This is a genomic window from Kitasatospora sp. NPDC004614, assembly GCF_042873675.1.
GTDB lineage: Bacteria > Actinomycetota > Actinomycetes > Streptomycetales > Streptomycetaceae > Kitasatospora.
Map to the genome: position 1 here is coordinate 195,080 of NZ_JBIALR010000010.1, position 25,679 is coordinate 220,758.

The 25,679-nt window shown below is 71.3% G+C and carries 27 protein-coding genes; 3 read left to right on the forward strand and 24 right to left on the reverse strand.

The genetic code is table 11. The annotated features are described in order from the left end of the window. Positions 1-182 precede the first annotated feature (182 nt). The 21 genes from ACFYST_RS22035 to arc form a co-directional block, all read right to left on the reverse strand. A complete protein-coding gene (locus tag ACFYST_RS22035; protein ID WP_387864720.1) occupies positions 183-1,571 on the reverse strand; it encodes an aldehyde dehydrogenase family protein in 1,389 nt (462 codons plus the stop codon). Between the two features lie 34 nt (positions 1,572-1,605). Further along, positions 1,606-2,613 carry a proline racemase family protein gene (locus ACFYST_RS22040; RefSeq protein WP_387633990.1) on the reverse strand — a complete coding sequence of 336 codons (1,008 nt, stop codon included), beginning with the start codon at positions 2,611-2,613 and terminating at the stop codon, positions 1,606-1,608. 92 nt (positions 2,614-2,705) lie between these two features. After that, a complete protein-coding gene (locus ACFYST_RS22045) occupies positions 2,706-3,569 on the reverse strand; it encodes a dihydrodipicolinate synthase family protein (RefSeq protein ID WP_387636768.1) in 864 nt (287 codons plus the stop codon). Between the two features lie 116 nt (positions 3,570-3,685). Then, the gene (locus tag ACFYST_RS22050; protein ID WP_387633992.1) at positions 3,686-5,107 is read right to left on the reverse strand and encodes an NAD(P)/FAD-dependent oxidoreductase; all 1,422 of its coding nucleotides are present in this window, start codon (positions 5,105-5,107) and stop codon (positions 3,686-3,688) included. After that, positions 5,091-5,399, reverse strand: a complete 309-nt coding sequence (locus tag ACFYST_RS22055; protein WP_387636770.1) for a (2Fe-2S)-binding protein — start codon at positions 5,397-5,399, stop codon at positions 5,091-5,093. Before ACFYST_RS22055 ends, ACFYST_RS22050 begins: the two co-directional genes overlap by 17 nt. 88 nt (positions 5,400-5,487) lie before the next feature. After that, positions 5,488-6,642 carry an NAD(P)/FAD-dependent oxidoreductase gene (locus ACFYST_RS22060; protein ID WP_387633994.1) on the reverse strand — a complete coding sequence of 385 codons (1,155 nt, stop codon included), beginning with the start codon at positions 6,640-6,642 and terminating at the stop codon, positions 5,488-5,490. Positions 6,643-6,796: 154 nt separating this feature from the next. Next, a complete protein-coding gene (tatC, locus tag ACFYST_RS22065; RefSeq protein WP_387636773.1) occupies positions 6,797-7,672 on the reverse strand; it encodes a twin-arginine translocase subunit TatC in 876 nt (291 codons plus the stop codon). A 104-nt stretch (positions 7,673-7,776) separates the two neighbouring features. Further along, positions 7,777-8,043: a Sec-independent protein translocase subunit TatA gene (gene tatA / locus ACFYST_RS22070; RefSeq protein WP_387864722.1), complete on the reverse strand. Its 267-nt coding sequence runs from the start codon at positions 8,041-8,043 to the stop codon at positions 7,777-7,779. A gap of 139 nt (positions 8,044-8,182) precedes the next feature. Continuing rightward, complete coding sequence (locus ACFYST_RS22075) at positions 8,183-8,338, reverse strand: hypothetical protein (protein WP_387633998.1); 156 nt, start codon at positions 8,336-8,338, stop codon at positions 8,183-8,185. A gap of 16 nt (positions 8,339-8,354) precedes the next feature. Beyond that, positions 8,355-8,585, reverse strand: coding sequence for a hypothetical protein (locus ACFYST_RS22080; RefSeq protein WP_043911529.1), 231 nt, complete (start codon positions 8,583-8,585; stop codon positions 8,355-8,357). Positions 8,586-8,590: 5 nt separating this feature from the next. Next, the gene (locus tag ACFYST_RS22085; protein ID WP_387864724.1) at positions 8,591-9,547 is read right to left on the reverse strand and encodes a helix-turn-helix transcriptional regulator; all 957 of its coding nucleotides are present in this window, start codon (positions 9,545-9,547) and stop codon (positions 8,591-8,593) included. Beyond that, complete coding sequence (locus ACFYST_RS22090; RefSeq protein ID WP_387634002.1) at positions 9,544-10,518, reverse strand: helix-turn-helix transcriptional regulator; 975 nt, start codon at positions 10,516-10,518, stop codon at positions 9,544-9,546. The genes ACFYST_RS22085 and ACFYST_RS22090 overlap by 4 nt, the downstream gene beginning before the upstream one ends. A gap of 116 nt (positions 10,519-10,634) precedes the next feature. Beyond that, positions 10,635-11,006, reverse strand: a complete 372-nt coding sequence (locus ACFYST_RS22095; RefSeq protein WP_387634004.1) for an FKBP-type peptidyl-prolyl cis-trans isomerase — start codon at positions 11,004-11,006, stop codon at positions 10,635-10,637. A gap of 60 nt (positions 11,007-11,066) precedes the next feature. Beyond that, positions 11,067-12,335, reverse strand: a complete 1,269-nt coding sequence (locus tag ACFYST_RS22100) for an FKBP-type peptidyl-prolyl cis-trans isomerase (RefSeq protein WP_387864726.1) — start codon at positions 12,333-12,335, stop codon at positions 11,067-11,069. 114 nt (positions 12,336-12,449) lie between these two features. Continuing rightward, positions 12,450-13,436 carry an FKBP-type peptidyl-prolyl cis-trans isomerase gene (locus tag ACFYST_RS22105; protein ID WP_387634008.1) on the reverse strand — a complete coding sequence of 329 codons (987 nt, stop codon included), beginning with the start codon at positions 13,434-13,436 and terminating at the stop codon, positions 12,450-12,452. A gap of 72 nt (positions 13,437-13,508) precedes the next feature. Next, positions 13,509-14,870, reverse strand: coding sequence for a Pup--protein ligase (gene pafA / locus ACFYST_RS22110; protein WP_043911520.1), 1,362 nt, complete (start codon positions 14,868-14,870; stop codon positions 13,509-13,511). Between the two features lie 101 nt (positions 14,871-14,971). Beyond that, the gene (gene prcA, locus ACFYST_RS22115; protein WP_387634011.1) at positions 14,972-15,718 is read right to left on the reverse strand and encodes a proteasome subunit alpha; all 747 of its coding nucleotides are present in this window, start codon (positions 15,716-15,718) and stop codon (positions 14,972-14,974) included. Between the two features lie 32 nt (positions 15,719-15,750). Next, positions 15,751-16,596, reverse strand: coding sequence for a proteasome subunit beta (prcB, locus tag ACFYST_RS22120; RefSeq protein WP_387864728.1), 846 nt, complete (start codon positions 16,594-16,596; stop codon positions 15,751-15,753). A 179-nt stretch (positions 16,597-16,775) separates the two neighbouring features. Next, complete coding sequence (locus ACFYST_RS22125; protein ID WP_035868822.1) at positions 16,776-16,994, reverse strand: ubiquitin-like protein Pup; 219 nt, start codon at positions 16,992-16,994, stop codon at positions 16,776-16,778. A gap of 97 nt (positions 16,995-17,091) precedes the next feature. Further along, positions 17,092-18,603, reverse strand: coding sequence for a depupylase/deamidase Dop (gene dop, locus ACFYST_RS22130; RefSeq protein ID WP_387864731.1), 1,512 nt, complete (start codon positions 18,601-18,603; stop codon positions 17,092-17,094). 94 nt (positions 18,604-18,697) lie between these two features. After that, a complete protein-coding gene (arc, locus tag ACFYST_RS22135; protein ID WP_387864733.1) occupies positions 18,698-20,464 on the reverse strand; it encodes a proteasome ATPase in 1,767 nt (588 codons plus the stop codon). Between the two features lie 227 nt (positions 20,465-20,691). Between arc and ACFYST_RS22140 the strand changes: the two genes are divergently transcribed. After that, positions 20,692-20,979: a ferredoxin gene (locus ACFYST_RS22140; protein WP_285737743.1), complete on the forward strand. Its 288-nt coding sequence runs from the start codon at positions 20,692-20,694 to the stop codon at positions 20,977-20,979. A gap of 7 nt (positions 20,980-20,986) precedes the next feature. Here ACFYST_RS22140 and ACFYST_RS22145 read toward each other — a convergent pair whose 3' ends face one another. The 3 genes from ACFYST_RS22145 to ACFYST_RS22155 form a co-directional block, all read right to left on the reverse strand. Then, positions 20,987-21,406 carry a hypothetical protein gene (locus tag ACFYST_RS22145; protein WP_387864736.1) on the reverse strand — a complete coding sequence of 140 codons (420 nt, stop codon included), beginning with the start codon at positions 21,404-21,406 and terminating at the stop codon, positions 20,987-20,989. A gap of 329 nt (positions 21,407-21,735) precedes the next feature. Beyond that, on the reverse strand, positions 21,736-22,698 hold the full coding sequence (locus tag ACFYST_RS22150) for a tRNA (adenine-N1)-methyltransferase (protein WP_387634022.1): 963 nt from the start codon (positions 22,696-22,698) through the stop codon (positions 21,736-21,738). Between the two features lie 49 nt (positions 22,699-22,747). Continuing rightward, positions 22,748-23,989, reverse strand: coding sequence for a site-2 protease family protein (locus ACFYST_RS22155; protein WP_387634024.1), 1,242 nt, complete (start codon positions 23,987-23,989; stop codon positions 22,748-22,750). A 150-nt stretch (positions 23,990-24,139) separates the two neighbouring features. Here ACFYST_RS22155 and ACFYST_RS22160 point away from each other — a divergent pair, with 150 nt between their 5' ends. After that, positions 24,140-25,006 (forward strand): RecB family exonuclease, encoded by an 867-nt coding sequence (locus ACFYST_RS22160; RefSeq protein ID WP_387864738.1) that lies wholly within the window; start codon positions 24,140-24,142, stop codon positions 25,004-25,006. After that, positions 25,007-25,678, forward strand: a complete 672-nt coding sequence (locus ACFYST_RS22165) for a response regulator (protein WP_387634028.1) — start codon at positions 25,007-25,009, stop codon at positions 25,676-25,678. Position 25,679 lies beyond the last annotated feature (1 nt).

Genomic DNA, 25,679 nt, shown 5'->3' on the forward strand with positions numbered 1-25,679 from the left:
ATCCGAACACCGACCCGAACGGCGCGGCCCGACCGCCGGCAGGCCAGCCGAACGCCCGCCCGCCCGGCCGCCCGGCCGCCCGGCCAGCCGACCGATCGCCCGACCGACCGACCGTCACCAACTCCCCGGCCGCCGCCCCCCGTTCGGGCGCCCAGCGCTCACGCCCCGCCGGGCGCTCCGTCTCAGCTCCCGCCCCCCGGCAGCACACTCACCGTCCGCGAAGCGGTGTAGAAGTCGAGCGCCGCCCGCCCCTGCTCCCGCCCCCCGTACGACGCCGCCTTCGCCCCGCCGAACGGAAGGTGGAAGTCCACGCCACTCGACGGCGCGTTGATCCGAATCATCCCGGCGTCCAGCCGGTCCGCCGCAGCCAGCGCGACGTCCAGGCTCCGCGAGTGAACGGACGTCGACAGGCTGTGCCGCGTCTCGTTGGCCAGCGCGATCGCCTCGTCCAGGTCCTCAGCGGCCACCAGCACCGCCACCGGCCCGAAGAACTCCTCCCCGGCCAACGGGTGTTCCGCAGGAACGCCTTCCAGCAGCGTCGGCTCCAGGTACCAACCGTCGCGTTCCGCCCGCGCGCCGCCCGCCAGCGCCTTCGCGCCGGCCGCCTTCGCACTGTCGATCGCGTCGGTGAGCCGGTCCAGCGCCTGCCGATTGATCACCGGCCCGCACACGGTGGACGCCGCTCCCGGGTCGGCCGCCGCAACCTCCCCCAGCGCCTTCGCCAACGCCTCCGCCAGCGGCTCGTACGCGTCGCCGACGGCGATCACCCGGCTGGTCGCCGTGCACTTCTGCCCCGCGTACCCGGCGATCGCCGACGCCAGGTGTGCGGCCGCCTGCGCAATGTCCGCGTCCGGCAGCACGATTGCGGCGTTCAGCCCGCCCATCTCGGCCTGCACGGGGACACCGCGCCCGGCAGCAGCGGCAACCACCTGCCGCCCGACAGCGGTCGAACCGGTGAACGACACCACATCCGTGCCCGCCACCAGCGCCGCGCCCTCCTCCCCGCCGCCGGGAACGACCGTCAGCACCCCGTCCGGCAGCCCGGCCTGGCCGGCCAGTTCGGCGAGGCGCAGCGCGCACGCGGTCGCTTCGGGGGCGGGCTTGAGCACCACCGCGTTGCCGACGGCCAGCGCGGGCGCGGCCTTCCAGGTGGGGATCGCCAGCGGGAAGTTCCATGGCGTCACCAGGCCCGCGACGCCGTACGGCCGGCGCCGGGTCAGCAACAGGCCCTGCCCGGCGGCGGGTTCGTGCACCTCGCCGGAGGGGGCGAACGGCGCCTGCGCGTAGTACCGCCAGATCGCGACCGTCCGCGCGACCTCGCCTCGCGCCTCGGCGACCGGCTTGCCGACCTCGCGCACCGTCAGCGCCGCCAGCTCCTCGGTGGCCGCCTCCACGGCCGCCGCGACCTTTCCGAGCACCGCCGACCGCCCGGCCGCGCCGAGCGCCCACCACTCCCGCTGGGCGACCCGTGCCCGCGCGATCGCCTCCTCAACTCCCTCCGCTCCCACAGCAGTTACCGAAACCACCAAGTCATCGGGGTTGGCAGGGTTGTACGAGTCGACGGTGCTCACAAGCACATACCTTTCGCTTCAATACCAAATACAGCTACAGCAGGAACCCGGCCGGAAACGGATCCGTCGGATCGAGGAAGTACTGCGCCGTCCCGGTCACCCAGGCCCGGCCGGTGACGGTCGGCACGACAGCGGGCTGCCCGGCCACCGTGGTCTCCTCCACCAGGCGGCCCACGAACGTCGTACCCAGGAAGGAGTCATTACGGAAATCGGCCCCGAGCGCCAACTCGCCCCGAGCGTGCAGCTGCGCCATCCGCGCGGAGGTGCCCGTCCCGCACGGGGAGCGGTCGAACCAGCCGGGGTGGATGGCCATCGCGTGCCGGGAGTGCACCGCGTCCGAACCGGGGGCGAGCAGTTGGACGTGGTGGCAGCCGTGGATGGACGGGTCCTCGGGGTGCACGGGGCGGTGCTCGGGGGAGGCGTTGATCGCGTCCATCATGGCGAGCCCGGCGGCCAGGATCTCGCCCTTGTGCTCGTGCGCGAACGGAATCCCGAACTGCTCCAGCGGCAGGATCGCGTAGTAGTTGCCGCCGTACGCCAGGTCGTACGTCACCGTGCCGTACCCGGGCACGTCGAGCTTGCGGTCGAGCGCCACCGAGAACGACGCCACATTGCGGATCGTGACAGCCACGGCCGCGCCGTCCTCGACCTGAACCTCGGCAACCACCAGCCCGGCGGGGGTATCGAGACGGACAGTCGTCACGGGCTCGACCACCGGAACCATCCCGGTCTCGACCAGCACGGTGGCGACACCGATCGTCCCGTGACCGCACATCGGCAGCAGGCCCGACACCTCGATGTACAGCACCCCGAAGTCGGCGTCCGGCCGGGTCGGCGGCTGCAGGATCGCCCCGCTCATCGCGGCGTGGCCGCGCGGCTCGTACATCAGCAGGGTGCGGAAGTGGTCCAGGTGCTGCTGGAAGTGGGCGCGCCGCTCGGCCATGGTGGCGCCGGGGATGGTGCCGAAGCCGCCGGTGATCACCCGAGTGGGCATGCCCTCGGTGTGCGAGTCGACGGCGTGGAAGACGTGACGGGTCCGCATCGCGGGATTCCCTCCTGACGGCTGGTGGTCCGGCCCGGACCGGGCGAGCTCGCCCGGTCCGGGCCGGTGCTTCAACTACCTGCGGCCCTGGGCTACTTGTGGCCCTCGGCGAGCGCCTTCTCGGTCGCGGCGCGCACGGCGGCGTCGATCTCGGGGCGCAGCGGCAGCCGCGGGGCGCGGGTGGGTCCGCCGGTGCGGCCGGCGATGTCCATGGACAGCTTGATGGCCTGGACGAACTCGGTCTTGGAGTCCCAGCGCAGCAGCGAGTGCAGCGACTTGTAGAGCGGCAGCGCGGTCTCCAGGTCGCCGGCGACGGCGGCGTGGTACAGCTCGGCGCTGGTGGCGGGCAGCGCGTTGGGGTAGCCGGCGATCCAGCCGACCGCACCGGCGACGGCCAGCTCCAGCAGGACGTCGTCGGCGCCGATCAGCAGGTCGAGCCCGGGGGCGAGTTCGGCGATCTCGTAGGCGCGGCGGACGTCGCCGGAGAACTCCTTGACGGCGACGATGTGCCCGGCGGCGTGCAGGTCGGCGAGCAGCGCGGGGACGAGGTCGACCTTGGTGTCGATCGGGTTGTTGTAGGCGACGATCGGCACGCCGGCGGCGGCGACCTCGGCGTAGTGGGCGCGCACGGCGTCGTGGTCGGCGCGGTAGGCGTTCGGCGGGAGCAGCAGCACGGAGCCGGCGCCGGCCTCGGCGGCCTGCTCGGCCCAGCGGCGGGACTCGGCACTGCCGTACGCGGCGACGCCGGGCATCACGCGCGAGCCGTCCCCGGCGGCTTCGACGGCGGTGGTGACGACCTTGGCGCGCTCTTCGGGGGTGAGGGTCTGGTACTCGCCGAGCGACCCGTTGGGGACGACGCCGTCACAGCCGTTGTCGAGCAGCCAGCGGACGTGCTCGGCGTAGGCGTCGTAGTCGACGCTGCGGTCCTCGCGGAACGGCAGCGTGGTGGCGACCATGATGCCGCGCCAGGGGCGGGCGGGGTCGTGGGCGGTGCGAGTCACGGGGATCTCCCTCGATATGATGTGTGACATTTTACAAATCCTCGACGAGGGCGCAAGACCCCCGCCGACCTCTACTCCGACAGCTCCGACAGCTCCGGCGACTCCGGCAGCTCCGACGAACCGTCCTGCTGCGCCAGCTGGGCCAGCGGAACGGGGCAGGACAGCGGCCGGCTGTCGGGCCCGCCGAGCGGCCCGCCGGACAGACAGGCCACCGCGGGCCCGCACATCCGACCCTGGCACCAGCCCATGCCGGCCCGGGTGAGCAACTTGACGGTCCGCGCATCGGCGGCGCCGAGTTCGGTGACGGCCTCCCGGACGGCCCGCGCCGGGACTTCCTCGCACCGGCAGACGTCGGTGTCGTCGGTCACCCAGCCCGTCCAGTCCGGCCCCGGCGCGTGCGCGGCCGCCATCAGCGAAGCGAACTCCCGCCGACTCCGCCGGACCCTCAACTCCCTTGCAGGAGCAGGCTTTCCGGCCACCGAGTGAGCGGCGAGCACCCCCTCGGCCAGCGCCAGGTCCGCGCCGCCGACACCGCAGGTCTCCCCCGCGGCCCACAGCCCGGGCACACTGGTGCGCTGCTGCGCGTCCACCCGCAGCGCGGCGGTGTGGTCGGCGGTGGTGACGGTGGCCGCGCCGAGCTCGACGGCCAGGTCGATCTGCGGCACCAGCCCGTGCCCGACCGCGAGCGCGTCGCACGCGATCCGCCGCTCGGTGCCGGGCACCGGCTTCCAACGGGCGTCCAGCCGCGCCACGGTGACGCCGGTGACCCTCTCGTCACCGTGCGCCTCGACCACGGCGGCCCGCCGGCGCAACCGCACCCCGTGCCGCAGCAACCGGGCCGCGTGGTCGGCACCCTCGACAAGCTTCGCCGGGTTCCCCGCCAGCACGGGCAGCCCGCGCGCATAGCCGAGATACGCCGTCGCCTCCACGATCGCCGGAATCCGCGCCCCGGCCGCCGCCAGCGAGGACGCGGCCGCCAGCAGCAACGGCCCACTGCCCGCCACCACGACCCGCCGCCCCGGCAGCACCAGCCCCGACTTCAACATCGCCTGCGCCCCGCCGGCCGTCACCACCCCGGGCAACGTCCAACCGGGGAACGGCAGTTGACGCTCGTACGCACCCGTGGCCAGCAGCAGATGCCGCGCCTCGACGGTGACCCGGTCGCCGCCCTCCGGGCCCCGGGTGGCATGCAGCCTCCACCCGTCCCCGCCCCGCTCGGCGGCCCACACGTGATGGCCGGCCAGGTGATCGACCAACGGCGACGCCACCAGCCGCTCCCGCAGCCCCGCGAACGTCCGCCACCCGTGGTGCAGCTTCTCCGGACGCGCCGCACCCAACTCGGTCGCGGGATGCCGGTAGTACTGCCCACCGAGCCGCGCCCCCGCATCCACCAGCGCCACCCTCAGCCCGAACCCGGCAGCGGCATCCGCAGCCGCCAGCCCCGCCGGACCCGCACCGATCACCGCCAGGTCGTACTCAGACCGCGAGTTCATCACGCCCGTGCCCCTCCTGCGTGCTGACGACGTCGCCGTCCTCGGCAGTCACCAGGCACAGCCGCTGATTGGGCCGCCCGTTGACGGTCGCCAGACAGTCGAAGCACTGACCGATCCCACAGAACGCCCCGCGCAACCGCCCACCCACCCGGGTCCGCCGCCACGCCACCACCCCGTCCGCCCACAAAGCCGCCGCCAACGTCTGCCCCGGCAACGCCTCCACCGCCCGACCGTCGAACGAAACCACCCGCACCGCCCCGGGCTCAGCACCCACCAGATCAAGCGGATCCATGCTCACACCTCCCGAACAACACCGAATTCCCCAACCACCCCGCACCCGGAACCCGCCGGCCACCCACCAGCGGTCCCAACCGGGCCACCTACTCCTCCCCCGCGCCCTCGAACCGCTCCGGCCGGAACGGCCCCAGCTCGAACCCGGCGTCAGCTCCCACCAGTTGGCGACTGATCAGCAACCCCGTCGCCGGCGCCAGCCCGATCCCCGCCCCCTCGTGCCCGCACGCGTGGTACAGCCCCGGCACCCTCGCGTCGTGCCCGATCGCGGGCAGGTGGTCGGGCAGGTACGGACGGAAGCCCCGGTACGCCCGCTGCACGGCCACCGTCCCCAGCACCGGAAACAGCGCCACCGCCTGCGCGGCCAGCCGCCGCAGCACCTCGGGGCTGAGGGTCCGGTCGAACCCGACCCGCTCCCGGCTGGCGCCGATCAGCACCGGACCGGCGGGAGTGCCCTCGACCACCGCGGACGACTGCAGGTCCGCGGACCCGGAGGCGACGTCCGCGACGTAGTCCGCGGCGTACACCTTCCGCCGGACAATCCGCGGCAGCGGCTCGGTGACCAGCACGAAACCCCGCCGCGGCAGCACCGGCAGCCGCACCCCGGCCAGCTCGGCCACCGCCCCGCCCCAGGTACCGGCCGCGTTGACGACCGCGGGCGCAGCGAGCTCCCGGCGCTCGGTGACCACCCCGGCGATCGCCCCACCGGGGCCACGCCGCAGCGCGGTGACGGCCTCCCCGAGATAGCTGTCGGCACCGGAGGCCCGCAGCAGGTGGGCCGCCGCCAGCGCGGGCTGCACCTGCGCGTCCTGGGGGTACAGCACCCCGCCGGGCAGCCCCTCGGCAAGGTGCGGCTCCAGCTCGCGCAGCGACTCCGCGGCAACGGCAACGGCCTCCACCCCGGCCTCGCGCTGCTTGGCGGCGAAGCGGTTCAGGGCGTCCAGCCCGGCGGGCGCGGAGGCGACCACCAGGCCGCCCTTGGGCTCGTACTCGACCCGGTCGCCGAACTCCTCCGCGAGCTCCCGCCACAGCGTCACCGACAGCATCGCCAGGTCGAGCTCGGGGCCGGGTTCCTTGTCGGAGACCAGCAGGTTGCCCTCGCCGGCGCCGGTGGTCCCGCCGGCCACCGGCCCGCGGTCGACCACGGCGACCCGCAGCCCGGCCCGGGCCGCGTAGTAGGCGCACGCGGCACCGACCACACCGGCACCGACCACCACAACGTCGTAGGAGGTTTGCTTCAGCACGCCAGTAATATGTCACATGTTCAGAATCACCGACAAGCCCCCCACCAGCCCGAATCCACCCCCGGGCACTCGCCGAAGACGCCGAACGGCCCGAAAACGCCGAACGGCCCCGGACCGTCAGGTCCAGGGCCGTCAGCGGGGCAGTCCCCGCCTGTCAGGTGATGTCGTCGATCTGGTCGCGTCGCCCGGCCTGCACCGGCTCGACGCCGCCCACCGTCTCCGCGTCCTCGACGGCGTCCACCGTCAGGTCGACGTGGGAGGCCTCCTCGTCGTCCAGCAGTGCGTCGGGGTTGCGGGCCAGCTTGCGCTTGTCGTTGAGCAGCGCGAAGCCGGCCGACAGGAAGTACAGCAGCCAGATCGGCGCGGCCAGCGCCAGCATCGACAGCGGATCGGCGGACGGCGTGGCGAAGGCCGCGAACACGGTGATGCCCATCACGAAACCGCGCCACCAGCCCAGCAGCCGCTTGCCGGAGAGCACCCCGACCACGTTCAGCATCGCCAGGAACAGCGGCAGCTCGAAGCCCAGGCCGAACACCAGCACCATGCGGGTGATCAGGTCGAGGTAGGTCTCCACCGGCACGATCGACTTGACGCCGTCCGCGATGAAGCTGATCAGCATCTGCGCCGTGACCGGCATGATCACGTAGGCGAGCACCGCGCCGGCCAGGAACAGGGGGGTGCCGAGCGCCAGGAACGACACCGAGTAGCGCTTCTCGTGCCGGTGCAGGCCGGGCGACACGAACTTCCACAGCTGGTAGAGCCAGACCGGGGTGGCAGCCACCACGCCGGCGGTCAGAGCGACCTTCAGCGCGACGGTGAACGGCGTGGTCAGACCGATGTTGGAGATCTCCACGCACTGCTTCAGCCCGGCCGGCAGCGACCCGTCGGGGTTGCACGCCGGCAGCGGCTTGATCAGAAAGTCCACCAGCTCCCTGTGGAAGAACGCCGCGGCGATCGTGAACACGATGATCGCCAGCAGTGACTTGACCAGCCGGTTGCGCAGCTCGCGCAGGTGGTCGGCGAGCGCCATCCGCCCCTCAGGGTCCTTGGGCGCTTTGGTCGTCTTGCTCAACCCGGTCCTCGAATCGTGCGCTCGTCGGTGGTGGTCGGAGTGGTGGTGCGGGGCCGTACGGTTCAGGCGGCCCGGTCGGTGCGGGAGGCCCCGGAGGCGCCGGGGGCGGACTTGACCACCCGCTCCGGCTCGGCAACAGCGGCAGCAGGCGCCGCCGCAGACCCCTGCGCACCGGCCGTGAACTCGCCGCGCAGCGCCTTGCCCTCGCTCTTGAGGATTCGCAGGGACCGCCCGAGCCCCCGCGCCACGTCGGGCAGCCGCTTGCCGCCGAACAGCAGCACGGCGAACACCACGACGATCAGCAGCACGCCAGGTGACAGGATCCGCATCGGAGCTCCGCCTTCCTTGTCCGGGAGGTCCGGGAGGTCAGGGAGGCAGGGCTCCCCCTGCGCGATGGTAGCCGCTCGGGGTGTCGCAGCGGGAACCCGGTCCCCAACCATCAGTGACCGGGCCCACTCCCCCGCGCGCTCAGTCCTTCTCCGCCGCCCGCCGCAACGCGGCAACCGCCCCGTCCACCTCGCGGGTCAGCGCCCGCGCGTCCAGCCACAGCCGGACGGCGAGCACCCCGAGCACCAGCAGACCGGCGGTGGACAGCAGGACGGCACCGACCAGGGTCCAGTTCATGCGCTTGCGGCCTTTCCTATCCGTCCACCGGCAGCAGCCGCATGGTGTGCACGCCGGCGGCGGTGAGCGCGGCGACGATCCGCTCCCCGGCGATCTTGCGGACGGACGCTCCGCAGGCCGGGCAGGTGAAGCTGTAGAAGGTGCGTTCCCTGCTGGCTCCGAGCGCCAGCCGGAACTCGGGTGCCGGGAGTTCGACCTTCTCCCGGCACTGCGAGCAGTACACCTTGAATCTGGTGCCCTCGGTCACGTGGTTCAGACCTGTCCGTCCCGATAGTGCTCCAGCGCGGCCAGCGCGGCGGTGCGGGCCTGTTCGGCGAGCTGCGGCGGGGTGGTGATCCGGCCGTCCCGGCCGAGCCGCAGCGCGAGGGTGCGCAGGCCGGACGGTTCGGCGGAGCGCAGGGTGATCCGCAGGCCGCCGTCGGGGAGTTCCTCGGCGCTGTCGTGGGTGTAGTACTCGGCGACCCAGCGGCCGCCGGGGCCGACCTCGACCACCACCTGCGGGTCGTCGGCGCCGGGTGCGACCAGGCCGGCGGACAGGTCGCGGGGCTGCATCCGGGGCGGGTTGGCGGGCTCGTCGAGGACCTTGATCTCGGCGATCCGGTCGAGCCGGAAGGTGCGCCGGTCCTCGGAGGTGCGGCACCAGCCTTCCAGGTAGGTGTGGCCCTCGGTGACCAGCCGGATCGGGTCGACCTCGCGCTGGGTGAGCTCGCCGCGGCCGTGCGACCAGTAGCGCAGCCAGATCAGCCGGCCTTCGCTGAGCGCCCGGTCGATGTCGGCGAACACGGTGCCCTCGGCCTCGAAGGTGACGCCGATCCGGGCGGCGGACTCGGCGCTCTCGCCGGCCGCGTCCTCGATCTTGGCGACGGCCCGGGTGAGCGCCTGCCGGTCCCGCTCCCGCAGTCCGGGCAGCCCGGCCACGGCGCGGGCGGCGACCAGCAGCGCGGTGGCCTCGTCGGCGGCCAGCCGCAGCGGCTGGGCGACGTCGTCCACGTTGTGCCACCAGATCCGCTCGCCGTCGGTGTCGATGTCGAGCAGGTCGCCGCCGCGGAAGGACGTGCCGCACATCGGCAGCACGTTCAGGTCGCCGATCAGTTCGCGCTCGGTGATCCCGAACGCCCGCGCCACCTCCGCGACCTCGGCCCCGGGGCGTTCGCGCAGGTAGGTGACCAGCGACAGCATCCGCCGCGTCTGATCGATCGCGTTACTCATGCCTGCACCTCCGCGAGACCGGCGACGGCACGCAGCCGGTCGATGACGTCGGCCCGCAGGTCCTCGGGGCCGATCACGATGACGTCGGGACCGTACTCGGCGAGGTCGGCGCCCAGGCCGTTGCCGTACGGGATGTCCAGCTCGTCCCAGTCGGCGTCCACCGGCCGGGTGTCCAGCGCACGCTGGCGCAGCGGGTACGCGGCGCCCCGGCGGACCCGCACCACGGCGACCGCGGTCGCGCCCTCGCCCGCGAACCGGGCGACCACGGCACGCACGTCGACGTGCTCGGGGACGTCGCCGGTGAACGCGCCGGCCCGGGAGCGGACCTTGCCGGTGATCCGGGAGAGCCGGAACACCCGGGCGGAGCCGCGGTCGCGGTCCCACCCGGCCAGGTACCAGTGGCCGCGCCAGCACTCCAGCGCCCACGGTTCGACCGACCGCGGCTCGGCGACGGCGGCGCCGGCCTTGCGGTACTCGAACGTGACGGGCCGCCGGTCGCGCGCGGCGGTGAGCAGCGGCTCGAACGCGGCCTCCCGGCCGGGGATCCGCGGCTCCAGCGCACCGTGTTCCCGCTCCTCGGCGAACGGCACGCCGGCGGCCCGCAGCTTCTGCAGGGCGCCGCTGGCCGCGCCGGACATCTTGGCCTGCTGCCAGACCCGGGCGGCGAGGGTGAGCGCGGCGGCTTCCTCGGCGTCCAGGGCGATCTCGGGGAGGCGGTTGCGGTCTCGGCGGGCGAGGTATCCCACTTCGCCGTCGAGCGCGTTCTCGTCCACGTCGATGATCAGTCCGAGTTCGCGCAGGTCGTCCTTGTCGCGCTCGAACATCCGGTTGAAGGCGTCCTCGGAGCCTTGTTGCCAGGCTTCCCGGTACGCCTCGACGGATTCGCGCAGCTCTTTCTTGGAGAGCGGACGCCGGGTGTTCATCAGGCACAGGGCGAGGTTCATCAGCCGCTCTGCCTTGGCGATCGCCATCGCTGACCTTTCCTCCGTTCGGGGGTGACCCGCCGACCGTACCGGTACGGACACGCTCCGCGAAAGCCGAACCCCCGGCTCCGAGCGGAACCGGGGGTTCGGTGATGCGTCCGAGGTCAGACGCCCAGCAGGTCCACCACGAAGATCAGGGTGGAGCCGGCCGGGATCAGCGGGCTCGGGGACTGGTTGCCGTACGCCAGGTGCGGCGGGATGACCAGCTCGCGGCGGCCACCGACGCGCATGCCCTCGACGCCCTGGTCCCAGCCCTTGATGACGCGGCCCTTGCCCAGCGGGAAGCGGAAGGTCTGGCCACGGTTCCAGGACGCGTCGAACTCCTCGCCGGAGGCGAAGGTGACACCGACGTAGTGGACCTCGACGTTCGCGCCGGCCTTGGCCTCGGCACCCTCGCCGACCTTGATGTCGCGGATCTGGAGCTCGGTCGGGGCGTCGCCGCCCGGGAAGTCGATCTCCGGCTTGGTCAGGCTCACTGTTGCTCTTCTCGTTCGGTTGCGTGAACGGTGCTCATCCTAGACAAAAGCGGCGGCCGGTCAGTCCTCGCCGCCGACGCCGGCGTCCAGGATGTCGATCACGAACACCAGGGTGGAGTTCGCCGGGATCGAGCCGCTGGCCTGGTCCTTGTACCCCAGCGAGGCGGGGATGACCAGTTCGATGCGGCTGCCGATGTTCTGGCCGACGACGCCCTTGTCCCAGCCCTCGATGACGCCGCCGGCGCCGGTGGCGAAGGTGAACGCCTGGCCGCGGTCGAGCGAGGAGTCGAACTTCTTGCCGTCCTTGTACAGCGCGCCGGTGTACTGGACGACGACCTTCTCGCCGCTCTCGATCTTGCGGCCCTTGCCCTGGATCAGGACGTGCGACTTCAGCTCGGTCGGGTCGGCGGCGCCGGGGACCGGGGTGATGTCGAACGGCTTCTTGCCGTTGTCCTTGACCTGCGGCATGCCGGCCGGCGGCGGGGTCATCTCGCCGCTGAGCACCGCGTCGGGCGCGGTGGCCTGCCGGATGTCGAGCACGAAGACCAGGCTGTCGGTGGCACCGATGCCGAGCTGCGAGTTGCCCTGGGCGCCGAACGCGGCGGCGGGCGGCGCGACCACCAGCACCCGGCTGCCGGCCTTGTGCCCGGCGACGGCCTTGTCCAGGGCCGGGATCAGCTTGCCGGAGTCGGCCTGGAACAGCTGCGGCTTCCCGGCCTTCTCCCCGTACGAGCCGGGGATCTCCTTGCCGGTGTTCCAGTCCATCGCGGTGTAGTCGACGGACACCCAGTTGCCCTTTTCGACCTTGGCGCCGCTGCCCGCGGTCAGCTCCTTGACCACGAAGGTGCCGTCCGGCTTGTCCTCCGGCACGGTGATGGTCGCCTTGGAGCCGAAGTCGCCGGTCACCGTGGGCAGCGCCTTGGCGCTGTCCTTGATCGGCGGCACCGGCTCCTGGCTGGGCGTGTCCGAGGCGGCGGGCTTCACCGCGTCGGACTTGCTCGCGGGCTTGTCGTCGCCCTTGTTGACCTGGTACATCGTGATCGCGGAGCCGATCAGCAGCACCGCGAGCACCGTACCGAGGATCGCGCCGAGGCGGCCGGAGCTGCCCGGATCCTCGTTGTAGCCCGCCTCGGACGGGTCGACCTTGCGCTGGGTGGAGGCGAAAACCTGCGGGGCCTCGGCGGCCCCGGCGGCCGGCGCGGAGGGCGCCGGCGGAGCCCAGCCGGCCTGGGTCAGCATTTCGGCGGGGACCACGATCGACTCGCGGTCTCCCGGACGCTGCTGCCCGTTGTTGTCGGCCCCGCCCGGGCTCGACGGCTTCTCAGACATGACTCCCCAATTCATCTCGCCCGACGACGCGTGTACCACTGGTGCGGGGCAGCAGTATGTCAGGTCGGAATGAGAGCCGGTCAGCCCGACCCTGGCCCCGCTGCCAGGTGGCAATCAGACAGCTTCCAGGATGTCGATCACGAACACCAGGGTGGAGTTCGCCGGAATCGACCCGCTGGCCTTGTCGCCGTAGCCCAGCGACGGCGGAACGACCAGCATCACCCGGCTGCCGACGGTCTTGCCGACCAGGCCCTGGTCCCACCCCTTGATCAGGCTGCCGGTGCCGACCTGCAGCGCCTGCGCCCCGCCGTGGCTCCACGAGGAGTCGAACTGCTTGCCGTCGGCCCAGGTCACGCCGGTGTACTGGACCACCAGGGTCTGACCGGACTTCACCTCCGGGCCGGTTCCCTTGATCAGCACGTACTGCTGCAGGTCGGCGGGCGGCTGCTCCCCCGAGGGAATGGTGATGGTGGGCGCGGCCTTGCCGTTGTCCTTGACCTGCGGCGCGTTCGCTGGCGGCTCGGTGACCTGCCCGGAGACGGTGGAGTCCTGCGGCACCGACTGCATGATGTCCAGCACGAACACCACGGTGTCGTCCTTGCCGACACCGAGCGCCGTCGAGCCCTGGGAGCCGAACCCGGCAGCCGGCGGGGCCACCACCACCAGCCGGCTGCCGACCTTCTTGCCCTCCACGCTCACGTCGAACGCCGGCACCAGCTGCCCGCTGCCCGCCTGGTACAGCTGCGGCTTGCCGCCGGAGTCGTAGGAACTGGTCAGGTCCTTGCCACTGGTCCAGTCCTTGGCGGTGTAGTTGACGGTCACCCAGTCGTTCTTGTTGACGACCGGCCCGGTGCCCTCGGTCTCGGTGCTCACCACGAACTGCCCGCTCGGCTGCCCGCCGGGCAGCGTGATCGTCGCCTTCGAGCCGAACTCCCCACTGATCGTGGGCATCGGCGAGGCGGACGCCACCGGGCTCGGCACCTCCACCGGGGAGGCCGCCGCCGAGGGCGTCGCCCCGGCGGTCTTGCCGGAGCCGCTGCCGCACGCGGTCAGCAGCACGGCGGCGAGGGGAACGGAGAGCAGGCAGGCGATTCGACGCATGAGGCCAGCGTATGGCCCGATTCGTCCGGTCCGTCGGAGGCACTCGGGCGCGCCCCCGACGGACAGTCAACGTCACATTCCGGCGATCAGCTTCTCCACCCGCTCGTCCACCGACCGGAACGGGTCCTTGCACAGCACGGTGCGCTGCGCCTGGTCGTTCAGCTTCAGGTGCACCCAGTCGACGGTGAAGTCGCGGCGCTGCTCCTGCGCGCGCCGGATGAAGTCGCCGCGCAGCCGGGCCCGGGTGGTCTGCGGGGGCACCGACTTGCCCTGGAAGGTCAGCAGGTCGTTGGTGACGCGCTGCGCCTGGCCGTTCTTCTGCAGCAGGTAGAACAGGCCTCGGCGGCGGTGGATGTCGTGGTACGCGAGGTCGATCTGGGCGACCCGCGGGTTGGACATGGTCATCTGGTGCTTGGCCCGGTACTTCTCGATCAGCTGGTACTTCATGATCCAGTCGATCTCGGTGCCGACCTTGCCGAGGTCCTCGGTGCGCACCGCCTCCAGGGTGCGGCCCCACAGGTCCAGGACGCGGGCCACGGTGCCCTCGTTGAGGCCCTTGCGGTCGGCGAACTCCAGCGCCTTGGTGTAGTACTCCTCCTGGATCTCCAGGGCGCTGGCCTCCCGGCCGTTGGCGAGCCGGACCTGGTGGGTGCCCGTCAGGTCGTGGCTGACCTCACGGATCGCCCGGATCGGATTCTCCAGCGTCAGGTCCCGCATCACCACGCCGGCCTCGATCAGCCGCAGCACCAGGTCGGTGGCGCCGACCTTGAGCAGGGTGGTGGTCTCCGACATGTTGGAGTCGCCGACGATGACGTGCAGGCGGCGGTAGCGCTCGGCGTCGGCGTGCGGTTCGTCGCGGGTGTTGATGATCGGGCGGGAGCGGGTGGTGGCGGAGCTGACGCCCTCCCAGATGTGCTCGGCGCGCTGGCTGACGCAGTAGACGGCGCCGCGCGGGGTCTGCAGCACCTTGCCGGCGCCGCAGATCAGCTGGCGGGTCACCAGGAACGGGATCAGCACGTCCGCCAGCCGGGAGAACTCGCCGTGCCGGGCGACCAGGTAGTTCTCGTGGCAGCCGTAGGAGTTCCCGGCGGAGTCGGTGTTGTTCTTGAACAGGTAGACGTCGCCGGCGATGCCTTCCTCGTGCAGCCGCCGCTCGGCGTCCACCAGCAGGCCCTCGAGGATCCGCTCGCCGGACTTGTCGTGGGTGACCAGTTCGACGACGTCGTCGCACTCGGGGGTCGCGTACTCGGGGTGGGAGCCGACGTCGAGGTAGAGCCGGGCGCCGTTCTTCAGGAAGACGTTGCTGCTGCGGCCCCAGGAGACGACACGGCGGAAGAGGTAGCGGGCGACTTCGTCCGGCGACAGGCGGCGCTGGCCGCGGAAGGTGCAGGTGACGCCGTACTCGTTCTCGATCCCGAAAATTCGGCGGTCCATATGGCGACTCTTCTCTGTGGGAAGCTCCGTGAAACCCTTCGGTGCGGTGATGGATCGTCAGGCGGCCCACCAGGCAGGTGGCGGGCCGCCGGACGCGGTGGTCATTCGGTGTCGGACGCCTCGTCCTCGTCGGTGGCGGCGCTCTCGTCGCCGCTGAGCAGCCGGGACAGCTGGCTGCCCAGGATGCGCTTGAACTTGCGCTGCTGGACCCGCTGGCGGTCGAGGACGGCGACCTCCAGCTGTTCGGGCGTCATGGTGCGCGGGCTGCCGCCGTTGGGGTCCCGGGCCAGGCCGTCGACGGCGAGCTTGAGCGCCTCGGCGAGGGTCAGGCCGGCCCGGTGGCGCTGGCCGAGGTAGTTGCCGATGGAGTCGGCGTTGCCGCCGACCACGACGGCGTTCTTCTCGTCCACCACCGAGCCGTCGGGGGTGAGCCGGTAGATCTGGTCGTCGGCGTCGGTGCGGCCGACCTCGGCGACGATCAGCTCGACCTCGTAGGGCTTCTCCCCGACCGAGGAGAAGATGGTGCCCAGGGTCTGGGCGTACACGTTGGCCAGGCCGCGGGCGGTGACGTCGGCCCGGTCGTAGGAGTAGCCGCGCAGGTCGGCGTAGCGCACGCCGCCGATCCGCAGGTTCTCGAACTCGTTGTAGCGGCCGACCGCGGCGAACGCGATCTTGTCGTAGATCTCGGAGACCTTGTGCAGGGCGCGGGAGGTGTTCTCCGCGACGAAGACGATGCCGTCGGCGTAGGTCAGCACGACCACGCTGCGTCCGCGCGCGATGCCCTTGCGGGCGTACTCGGCGCGGTCCGCCATGGCCTGCTGGGGCGAGACGTAGAACGGGGTGGACACCGCCGGTCTCCCTTCGGGTGGTTGAGGCGGATTCAGAGCAGCGGGGCCTGCGGGCCGTTGGGGTGCTCGCGCCGCTGGTCGGTGATGGACACCGCGATCGCGGTGACCTCTTCCTCGCTGAGCCGGCGGAAGCCGTCCTCGGTGATCAGCGTGACGATCGGGAAGATCTTCCGCGCGAGGTCGGGCCCACCGGTCGCCGAGTCGTCGTCGGCGGCGTCGTACAGCGCCTGGACGGTGAGGGTGGCGGCCTGCTCGGCGGTCATCCCCGACCGGTAGAGCTTCTTCATCGAGCCGCGGGCGAACACCGAGCCGGAGCCGGTGGCGGCGAAGCCCGCGCGTTCCTCGGAGCGGCCGCCGGTGACGTCGTAGGTGAAGATCCGGCCGCGGCCGAGGTCGAGGTCGTAGCCGGCGAAGACCGGGACGACGGCGAGGCCCTGCATGGCCATCGCCAGGTTGGACCGGATCATGGTGGTGAGCCGGTTGGCCTTGCCCTCGAGGGAGAGCACGGTGCCCTCGATCTTCTCGTAGTGCTCGAGTTCCAGCTGGAACAGCCGCACCATCTCGATGGCGAGGCCGGCGGTGCCGGCGATGCCGACCGCGCTGTACTCGTCGGCCGGGAAGACCTTCTCCATGTCGCGCTGGGCGATGACGTTGCCCATGGTGGCCCGGCGGTCGCCGGCGAGCACCACGCCGCCCTCGAAGACCGCGGACACGATGGTGGTGCCGTGCGGGGCCTCGACGACCATCCCCTCGGGGAGGGTGCGCCGCCCCGGCAGGAGGTGCGGCGCGTGGCTGTCGAGGAAGTCGAGGAACGAGGAGGAACCGGGGGTGAGGAAGGCAGCCGGTAGACGCCCGGTGCCACTGAGGTTGGCTTCCACACGTGTCCTTCCAGATCGAAGATCCAAAGTTGGAGTTGTGCCCCGGACCCTACCCGCTCCCGGGGCCTGATCCACGTCCTTGGACGACGGGCCGTAGAGAAGGCGAGGCCGCAGGCGCGCTTTGGGCATGCCTGCGGCGCTCGCCGTGCTCTTTTCCGGTGGAAAGGGGTTGCCCCCTCTCACTCGCCGCCCTTCTGCACGAATCCGCGCACAAAATCCTCGGCGTTGGATTCCAGCACTTCGTCGATTTCGTCCAGTACCGCGTCGACGTCGTCGCTGAGCTTTTCCTGCCGCTCCTTGAGGTCGTCCGAGGCCTGAGTTTCCGCGGCCTGCTCCTCGACCTCCTCGGAGGAGCGGCTGGCCCGCTGCTGGCCGCCGCCGGTGTCCTTCTCCGCCATTTTCCTCACCCCGCTCGCTCGGTGTTCCGGTACAACGCTCGCTGCTCACCTGAATGATTCCCCGTCGGGGAAATGTTCACCCGTGGTGATCGAAAAGTTACCCGCCGGACAGGACCCGAACCAGGTCCTCCGCGGTGCGGCACCGGTCGAGCAGCTCCTTGACGTGTGCCTTGGTGCCGCGCAGCGGCTCCATCGTGGGCACCCGCTGGAGGGTGTCGCGACCGGGCAGGTCGAAGATGACCGAGTCCCAGGACGCGGCGGCCACGTGGTCGGCGTACTGCTCCAGGCAGCGGCCGCGGAAGTAGGCGCGGGTGTCCTCGGGCGGCTCGGTGACGGCGCGGCGCACGTCGTCCTCGGTGAGCAGCCGCTCCATCCGGCCGCGCGCCTCCAGGCGGTTGTACAGCCCCTTGTCGGGGCGTACGTCGCTGTACTGGAGATCGACCAGCTGGAGCCGGGGGCTGTCCCAGTTCAGGGCGTCGCGCTGGCGGTAGCCCTCCAGGATCTCCTTCTTGGCGATCCAGTCGAGCTGCCGGGACAGGCTCATCGGGTCGCGCTCCAGCCGGCCCAGCACGTCCTCCCAGCGGGCCAGCACGTCCATGGTCTGGTCGTCGGCGTCCTGCCCGAAGCGGTCCTCGACGTACTTGCGGGCCAGCTCGCAGTACTCCATCTGCAACTGGACGGCGGTGAGCTTGCGGCCAGAGCGCAGCGACACCAGGTGCTTCAGCTCCGGGTCGTGGGAGACCCGGTGCAGGGTGCGCACCGGCTGGTCGACGGCGAGGTCGACGGCGATGAAGCCGTCCTCGATCATCGACAGGACCAGCGCGGTGGTGCCGAGCTTGAGGTAGGTGGAGATCTCGGAGAGGTTGGCGTCGCCGATGATGACGTGCAGCCGGCGGTACTTCTCGGAGTCCGCGTGCGGCTCGTCGCGGGTGTTGATGATCGGGCGCTTGAGGGTGGTCTCCAGGCCGACCTCGACCTCGAAGTAGTCGGCGCGCTGGCTGATCTGGAAGCCGTGCCCGCCGCCCTCCTGCCCGAGCCCGACCCGGCCGGCCCCGCACACCACCTGGCGGGAGACGAAGAACGGCGTGAGGTGGCGGACGATGTCGGCGAACGGGGTGGCCCGCTGCATCAGGTAGTTCTCGTGGGTGCCGTAGGAGGCGCCCTTGTTGTCGGTGTTGTTCTTGTAGAGCAGGATCCGCTGCCCGTTGGGCAGCTCCAGCGCGCGGACGGCGGCCTCGGCCATGATGCGCTCGCCGGCCTTGTCCCACAGCACCGCGTCGCGCGGGTTGGTGACCTCGGGGGACGAGTACTCGGGGTGCGCGTGGTCGACGTAGAACCGGGCGCCGTTGGTGAGGATGACGTTGGCCAGACCGATGTCCTCGTCGGTGAGCTGGCTGGCGTCCGCCACGTCCCGGGCCAGGTCGAAGCCCCGGGCGTCGCGCAGCGGATTCTCCTCCTCGAAGTCCCAGCGGGCGCGGCGCGCCCGGTGCATCGCCGCCGCGTACGCGTTGACGATCTGGGACGAGGTGAGCATGGCGTTGGCGTTCGGGTGGCCCGGCACGGAGATGCCGTACTCGGTCTCGATCCCCATCACGCGCCGTACGGTCATGCGGCCCTCCTGACCCTGTCGGTACTGCCGGTGCAGACGCGCCGTCCGGCTGCGGAGCCCTGCGAGCGCCGCAGCCGGACGGGTGGTTCGCGTACTACAGGTACTGCCCCGTGTTGGCGACAGTGTCGATGGAGCGACCGGACTCGGCGCCCTGCTTGCCGGTGACGAGGGTGCGGATGAACACGATCCGCTCGCCCTTCTTGCCGGAGATGCGGGCCCAGTCGTCCGGGTTGGTGGTGTTGGGCAGGTCCTCGTTCTCCTTGAACTCGTCCACGCAGGCGGCGAGCAGGTGGGAGACGCGCAGACCGCGCTGGCCGTGGTCGAGGAAGTCCTTGATGGCCATCTTCTTCGCGCGGTCGACGATGTTCTGGATCATCGCGCCGGAGTTGAAGTCCTTGAAGAACAGCACCTCCTTGTCACCGTTGGCGTAGGTGACCTCCAGGAAGCGGTTCTCCTCGGTCTCGGAGTACATCCGCTCGACCACCGACTGGATCATGGCGGCGACGGTGGCGGGCACCGAGCCCTCGTGCTCCTTGACGTCGTCGGGGTGGAACGGCAGCGAGTCCTTGAGGTACTTGGAGAAGATGTCCTTGGCCGCCTCGGCGTCCGGCCGCTCGATCTTGATCTTGACGTCCAGCCGGCCGGGCCGCAGGATCGCCGGGTCGATCATGTCCTCGCGGTTGGAGGCGCCGATCACGATGACGTTCTCCAGGCCCTCCACGCCGTCGATCTCCGCCAGCAGCTGCGGGACGATGGTGTTCTCCACGTCCGAGCTGACGCCGGAACCGCGGGTGCGGAACAGCGACTCCATCTCGTCGAAGAAGACGATGACCGGCGTGCCCTCGCCCGCCTTCTCCCGGGCCCGCTGGAAGACCAGGCGGATCTGCCGCTCGGTCTCGCCCACGTACTTGTTGAGCAGCTCGGGGCCCTTGATGTTCAGGAAGTAGCTCTTGCCCTGCGGCCGGCCCGTCACCTCGGCGACCTTCTTGGCCAGCGAGTTGGCGACCGCCTTGGCGATCAGCGTCTTGCCGCATCCGGGCGGGCCGTACAGCAGCACGCCCTTGGGCGGGCGGAGCTCGAACTCCTTGAACAGGTCGGCGTGCAGGTAGGGCAGCTCGACCGCGTCCCGGATCTGCTCGATCTGGTTGGCCAGGCCACCGATCTGCCGGTAGTCGATGTCCGGGACCTCCTCGAGGACCAGTTCCTCGACCTCGGACTTCGGCACCACCTCGTACACGTAACCCGAGCGCGGCTCCAGCAGCAGCGCGTCGCCCGCCCGCAGGGTGAGTTCGCGGAGCGGCTCCGCGAGGCGCACCACCCGTTCCTCGTCGGTGTGCCCGACCACCAGCGCGCGGTCGCCGCCCTCCAGCAGCTCCTTGAGCGTGACGATCTCGCCGATCCGCTCGAACGCCATCGCCTCGACGACGTTCAGCGCCTCGTTGAGCATCACCTCCTGGCCGCGGCTCAGCTCGTCCAGCTCCACGCTGGGGCTGACGTTGACCCTGAGCTTGCGGCCGCCGGTGAAGATGTCGGCCGTGCCGTCCTCGTTCTGCTCGAGGAAGACGCCGAATCCGGCGGGCGGCTGGGCGAGCCGGTCCACTTCCTCCTTGAGGGCCACGATCTGGTCGCGGGCCTCGCGCAGGGTGGCGACGAGCCTCTCGTTCTGGGCGGTCACGCCGGCCAGGTTGGTCTGCAGCTCGACGATCCGCTCCTCAAGCACCCTTGAGCTGCGCGGAGAATCGGCGAGCCGGCGCCGAAGGACGGCGATCTCCTGCTCGAGGTAGGAGACCTGCGCGGCCTCGTCGGACCCCCGTGCGGGCCTGCCGGCGCTGCGGTCGTAGTCGTCATCGTTGGCTGCCACGGTCCTCACCTCCTCCTGGGGGAGCTGGACGACCCAAACCTACCTGGGACCAGGGTCATGTAAACCCCTAGATCAGAAAGATGGATCGGGCGTGTCCGATGTTCGCCCTGCACGCTTCCCCTCTGACAGAGGAGATGCCCACCCCTCAACGGTTCAAAGCAGCGCGGATGTATCGTGACAGGAATGTCCCCGAATGCGGGGCGACCAGAGCAGAAACGGCAGGGGCAATGGCGGGGACGGGCGAGGCACTCGAAGTCTGGATCGACCAGGATCTGTGCACCGGGGACGGGATCTGTGCGCAGTACGCGCCCGAGGTCTTCGAACTCGACATCGACGGACTCGCCTATGTGAAGGGCGAGGACGACGAGTTGCGGCAGCAGCCCGGCGAGACGGTGCCCGTCCCGCTCACGCTCCTTCAGGACGTCGTCGACTCGGTGAAGGACTGCCCGGGCGACTGCATCCACGTCCGCCGTGCCGCCGACGGCGTCGAGGTCTACGGTCCGGACGCGGACTGACGAACCGTCAGGCGGTGTGGGCGGCGGTCCGGGTCTCGGTCTTCGCCCACACCCCGCCGGTGGACTTCGTCCACACCAACTCCACCGCCACGTCCGGCGAGAAGCGCGGTATGTCGTCGGAGGAGTAGCCGCGAGCCGCGCCCCGGATCGAACCGTCGGAGCGGATCGCCAACTCGGTGAGCGTGTAGCCGTCCCGGTCCGAGAGCAACTCGACCGGCCTGCCGGCGCCTTCCACCACGAACATCTGGTCCGGCGGCGTCCCCATGTCGGCCTGGCAGTGCGCCGCGAGCACCCCGAGCGGCTTCCCGTCCACCACCGCCGACGCCTTCAGACTCACCGCGACCGGGAACGGCCCGCACTCCATGGGCAGTTGGACCTTCGACAGATCCACCTCCGGCACCACCGCCTCGGCCTGATGACCCGTCACCACGGCCCCGGTCGCCGAGTTCGCCCCGAGCGCCCCACCCACAACAGCGGCACATCCCGCCGCAACCAGCACCCAGTGCTTCAACCCCGACTGCGCATGCACCACGAACTCCCCTTCCGGTGTGGGCATTTTCGCACAGTGGGAAGTGTGGGCGAACAACCAGGGGCGGAAGCGGGTGGATGCGAAAACAGGGGCGCGGGGAACTGCGCGAATCGGAAGGCGCCCGTCCGCAAGGTCGCGACGCGGGCAATGACTTGCCGTTGATCGCGACCTTGCGGACGTGCGTTCCTTGCTCGCGCAGTTCCCCGCGCCCCTGGTAGCCGAATTTCTCAGCTCAGGTCGCGGCCATCATGTGCGGCCGCTTCCCGTTGCGCCTTGCGCACCGCAGCCCGCTCCGCGAGCGTCAGCTCGGGCTCGGCGTTGTCGTAGTCCTCGCCGTAGGCGCCCTTCGCGGGGCGGCGGCGGCGGAGCGGGGGTTCGACGCCGTCGGCCAGGCGGCGAGCCGTGAGCAGGAAGCCGGTGTGGCCGATCATGCGGTGGTCGGGGCGGACGGCGAGGCCTTCGAGGTGCCAGGTGCGGACCATGGTCTCCCAGGCCTGCGGCTCGGTGAAGGTGCCGTGTTCGCGCAGCGCCTCGACGGTGCGGGACATCTGCGTGGTGGTGGCCACGTAGCAGCAGATGAGGCCGCCGGGGACGAGCGCCTTGGAGGCGACGTCCAGGCACTCCCAGGGGGCGAGCATGTCGAGGATGACGCGGTCGACGTCGGTCTCGACCAGGTTGTCCTGGAGGTCGCCGACGGTGAGCTTCCACGCGGGGTGCGGGCCGCCGAAGTAGCGTTCGACGTTGCTGCGGGCGATGTCCGCGAAGTCCTCACGCCGTTCGTAGGAGGCGAGCATGCCGGTGTCGCCGACGGCGCGCAGCAGGTAGGTGGACAGGGCGCCGGATCCGACGCCCGCCTCCACCACCCTCGCGCCGGCGAAGATGTCGGCCATCGCCAGGATCTGCCCCGCGTCCTTGGGGTAGATCACGGCAGCGCCGCGCGGCATGGACAGGACGTAGTCGGGGAGCAGGGGGCGCAGCGCGAGGTACGGGACGTTTCCCGTGGTGCGGACGACCGTGCCCTCGGGAGCGCCGATCAGCTCGTCGTGCGGGAACGCACCCTTGTGGGTGTGGAATTGGTTCCCGGCCTGGAGCGTGAACGTGTAGTGGCGGCCCTTGGGGTCGGTCAGCTGGACCTGGTCCCCGACCTGGAAGGGCCCGCGTCGGCGGGCGGCACCGGTCGGTTCGGACATGGGGGCCATCCTACGGGAGCCGGAGGGCCGTCCCGACCACATGATCGGTTCAGGCGCCCGGCCGCCCGAGTACGGCGGCGGTGAGGCGGCGTTCGAGGTCGGTGAGGGAGAGCACGCCGTAGACGGTGCCGTCGGCGCGGACCACCAGGTATTCGGAGGCGGGGGCGCGGCGCAGGGTTTCCAGGATCTGTTCGCCGGCCAGGTCGACGGGGATGGTGTGGCCGGGTTCGAGGTCGCGGGAGACGGCGGAGACGGCGACCCAGGGACGGCGGTGTTCGGGGACTTTGCCGACCGCGGATTCCTTGACCAGGCCGGTGGGTTCGCCGCGGCCGTCGACGACCACGAGGGCGCCGGCGTGTGCCTCGTGGGCGCGGCGGAGGGCCTCGCCGAGGGGGGTGTCGGCGGTGACGTCGATGCTGCGGCGGGCCAGGTCGCGGACCTTGAGCCCGGGCAGGACCTCCTTGAGGCGGGCGTTGCGCAGCGAGTTGCCGGCGCCCTGCCAGATGATGAAGCCGAGGATGGCGGCGAGGACGCCGTCGAGCATGGCTTCGCCGGTGGAGCGTTCGGCGTTCTGCGCGGCGCCGATGACGGGCAGGCCGAGGACGACGGCGATGGCCAGCGCGCGGCCGGTCCAGACGGCGGCGAGGGTGCCCTTCATGGGGTTGCCGGTGACGGCCCAGACGACGGCGCGCAGCATCCGTCCGCCGTCGAGCGGGAGGCCTGGCAGCAGGTTGAAGGCGGCGACCACCAGGTTGGAGATCATCAGGCCGGCCAGCAGCACGCCGGGGACGGTGGCGGGTTCGACGGCGCGCAGGCCGGCCCAGAAGATCCCGGCCAGTACCAGGGAGAGCAGCGGGCCGACGAGGGCGAGCCAGAACTCGCGCCAGGGGCGGTCGGCCTCCTTCTCGATCTCGGAGATGCCGCCGAGGAACTGGAGCTGGATGCGGCGCACGCCGAGCTTGTAGCGCAGGCCGACCAGGGTGTGGGCGAGTTCGTGGACCAGCACCGAGCCGTAGAAGGCGACGGCGAAGGAGAAGGCGAGCAGGTAGCGGGTGGCGCCGAGCTCGGGCAGGACGTAGGCGAGCCGGCTGCCGAAGATCCAGGTGATCAGTGCGGCGACCAGGAACCAGGACGGGGTGACGTAGACGGGCACGCCGAACGGGCGGCCCATCAGGATGCCGCCGCGGGGCGGTTCGCCCCTGTCCGGCGAGTCCGGTGCCCCGGGTGCCCGCCCCTTGGTGTCGTTCACCGTGCTCCCTCCACCCTCCGCCGACCCTCTGGTGCCCCGCACGCTACGTGGATTTCGCGTTCGCGACGTGGGTGCCTCGTACGCTACGTGATCTCCGGCCCACTGCGGCGGCGCACCCCGCTCTCCTTATGCCATACCCAGCTTCTCGACCCGTTCGCCCATGCTGTCCGTCCGGTGCAATAGGGTCGGGGCATGCAGCAGACCGACCCCACGCCCACTGCCCGTCCGGCGGCCGCGCCGACCGGGCTGTCGCCGTCCCGGGCGGGTGACTTCATGACCTGCCCGCTGCTGTACCGGCTGCGGGTGATCGACCGGCTGCCGGAGCCGCCGAGTGCGGCGGCGACCCGGGGGACGCTGGTGCACGCGGTGCTGGAGCGGCTGTTCGACCACCCGCCGGTGGAGCGCACCCCCGAGCGGGCCCGGGGGCTGCTGGCCCCGCAGTGGGAGCGGTTGCTCGGGGAACGGCCGGAGCTGGCCGATCTGTTCCCGGATGACGCCGGGAAGCTGGCCGCCTGGCTGGGCGATGCCGAGAAGCTGGTGGAGAAGTGGTTCCGGCTGGAGGACCCGACCCGGCTGCACCCGGTGGAGCGGGAGCTGTACGTGCAGACCGCGCTGGCCTCGGGCCTGCTGCTGCGCGGCTACATCGACCGGGTGGACGTCGCGCCGTCCGGCGAGGTGCGGCTGGTGGACTACAAGACCGGCCGGGCGCCCTCGCGAGACTTCGAGGGCAAGGCGATGTTCCAGATGAAGTTCTACGCGCTGGTGGTCTGGCGGTGGAAGGGCGTGCTCCCCAAGCGGCTGCAGCTGGTGTATCTCGGCGGCGGCGGCGACGTGGTGACGTACGACCCGGACGAGGCCGATCTGCTGGCGGTGGAGCGGAAGCTGGAGGCGCTGTGGGAGGCGATCTCGGCGGCGGTGGCCACCGGTGAGTTCCCGGCGACCCGCAACCGGCTGTGCGACTGGTGCGACCACAAGTCCAGCTGTCCGGAGTTCGGCGGCACTCCCCCGCCGTATCCGCTGCCCCTGGCTACTCTGACCAATCCCCGCAAGGAGTCGTAGGTGACGATCCGTGTGCTGCTGGTGGACGACCAGCCGCTGCTCCGTACCGGTTTCCGGATGATTCTGGAGGCGGAGTCCGATCTCGTGGTGGTCGGCGAGGCGGGCGACGGGCAGCAGGCGCTGGACCAGGTCCGCGCGCTGCAGCCGGACGTGGTGCTGATGGACATCCGGATGCCGCGGATGGACGGCGTGGAGGCCACCCGCCGGATCGCCGGCCCGGACCGCAGCGGCCCGGCGAAGGTGCTGGTGCTGACCACCTTCGACCTGGACGAGTACGTGGTGGAGGCGCTGCGCGCGGGCGCCAGCGGCTTCCTGCTGAAGGACGTCCCGGCGGAGGAGCTGGTGCAGGCGATCCGGGTGGTGGCGGACGGTGCGGCGATGCTGGCCCCGTCGGTGACCCGCCGGCTGCTGGACATGTACGCCACCAGGCTGCCGTCCGGTGACGAGGCCCCGCCGCAGGCGCTGACCGTGCTGACGGAGCGCGAGGTGGAGGTGCTGCGGCTGGTGGCCCGCGGGCTGTCGAACGCGGAGATCGCGGCCGAGCTGTTCGTCTCCGAGACGACGGTGAAGACCCATGTCGGCCACGTGCTGACCAAGCTCCAGCTGCGCGACCGGGTGCAGGCCGCGGTGTACGCATACGAGAGCGGCCTGGTGCGCCCCGGCGCCCTGTAGG

What these genes read in the sequence shown, in the direction of transcription:
- ACFYST_RS22140 (WP_285737743.1), top strand. Translation starts at nt 20,692, where the DNA reads ATGGCGGGGACGGGCGAGGCACTCGAAGTCTGGATCGACCAGGATCTG.
- dop (WP_387864731.1), bottom strand. Translation starts at nt 18,603, where the DNA reads ATGACCGTACGGCGCGTGATGGGGATCGAGACCGAGTACGGCATCTCC.
- ACFYST_RS22105 (WP_387634008.1), bottom strand. Translation starts at nt 13,436, where the DNA reads ATGCGTCGAATCGCCTGCCTGCTCTCCGTTCCCCTCGCCGCCGTGCTG.
- ACFYST_RS22045 (WP_387636768.1), bottom strand. Translation starts at nt 3,569, where the DNA reads ATGGTCGCCACCACGCTGCCGTTCCGCGAGGACCGCAGCGTCGACTAC.
- ACFYST_RS22090 (WP_387634002.1), bottom strand. Translation starts at nt 10,518, where the DNA reads ATGGCGATCGCCAAGGCAGAGCGGCTGATGAACCTCGCCCTGTGCCTG.
- ACFYST_RS22075 (WP_387633998.1), bottom strand. Translation starts at nt 8,338, where the DNA reads ATGAACTGGACCCTGGTCGGTGCCGTCCTGCTGTCCACCGCCGGTCTG.
- ACFYST_RS22100 (WP_387864726.1), bottom strand. Translation starts at nt 12,335, where the DNA reads ATGTCTGAGAAGCCGTCGAGCCCGGGCGGGGCCGACAACAACGGGCAG.
- tatC (WP_387636773.1), bottom strand. Translation starts at nt 7,672, where the DNA reads ATGGCGCTCGCCGACCACCTGCGCGAGCTGCGCAACCGGCTGGTCAAG.
- ACFYST_RS22150 (WP_387634022.1), bottom strand. Translation starts at nt 22,698, where the DNA reads ATGTCCGAACCGACCGGTGCCGCCCGCCGACGCGGGCCCTTCCAGGTC.
- ACFYST_RS22055 (WP_387636770.1), bottom strand. Translation starts at nt 5,399, where the DNA reads ATGGATCCGCTTGATCTGGTGGGTGCTGAGCCCGGGGCGGTGCGGGTG.
- ACFYST_RS22125 (WP_035868822.1), bottom strand. Translation starts at nt 16,994, where the DNA reads ATGGCGGAGAAGGACACCGGCGGCGGCCAGCAGCGGGCCAGCCGCTCC.
- tatA (WP_387864722.1), bottom strand. Translation starts at nt 8,043, where the DNA reads ATGCGGATCCTGTCACCTGGCGTGCTGCTGATCGTCGTGGTGTTCGCC.
- ACFYST_RS22160 (WP_387864738.1), top strand. Translation starts at nt 24,140, where the DNA reads ATGCAGCAGACCGACCCCACGCCCACTGCCCGTCCGGCGGCCGCGCCG.
- ACFYST_RS22040 (WP_387633990.1), bottom strand. Translation starts at nt 2,613, where the DNA reads ATGCGGACCCGTCACGTCTTCCACGCCGTCGACTCGCACACCGAGGGC.
- ACFYST_RS22085 (WP_387864724.1), bottom strand. Translation starts at nt 9,547, where the DNA reads ATGAGTAACGCGATCGATCAGACGCGGCGGATGCTGTCGCTGGTCACC.
- pafA (WP_043911520.1), bottom strand. Translation starts at nt 14,870, where the DNA reads ATGGACCGCCGAATTTTCGGGATCGAGAACGAGTACGGCGTCACCTGC.
- ACFYST_RS22050 (WP_387633992.1), bottom strand. Translation starts at nt 5,107, where the DNA reads ATGAACTCGCGGTCTGAGTACGACCTGGCGGTGATCGGTGCGGGTCCG.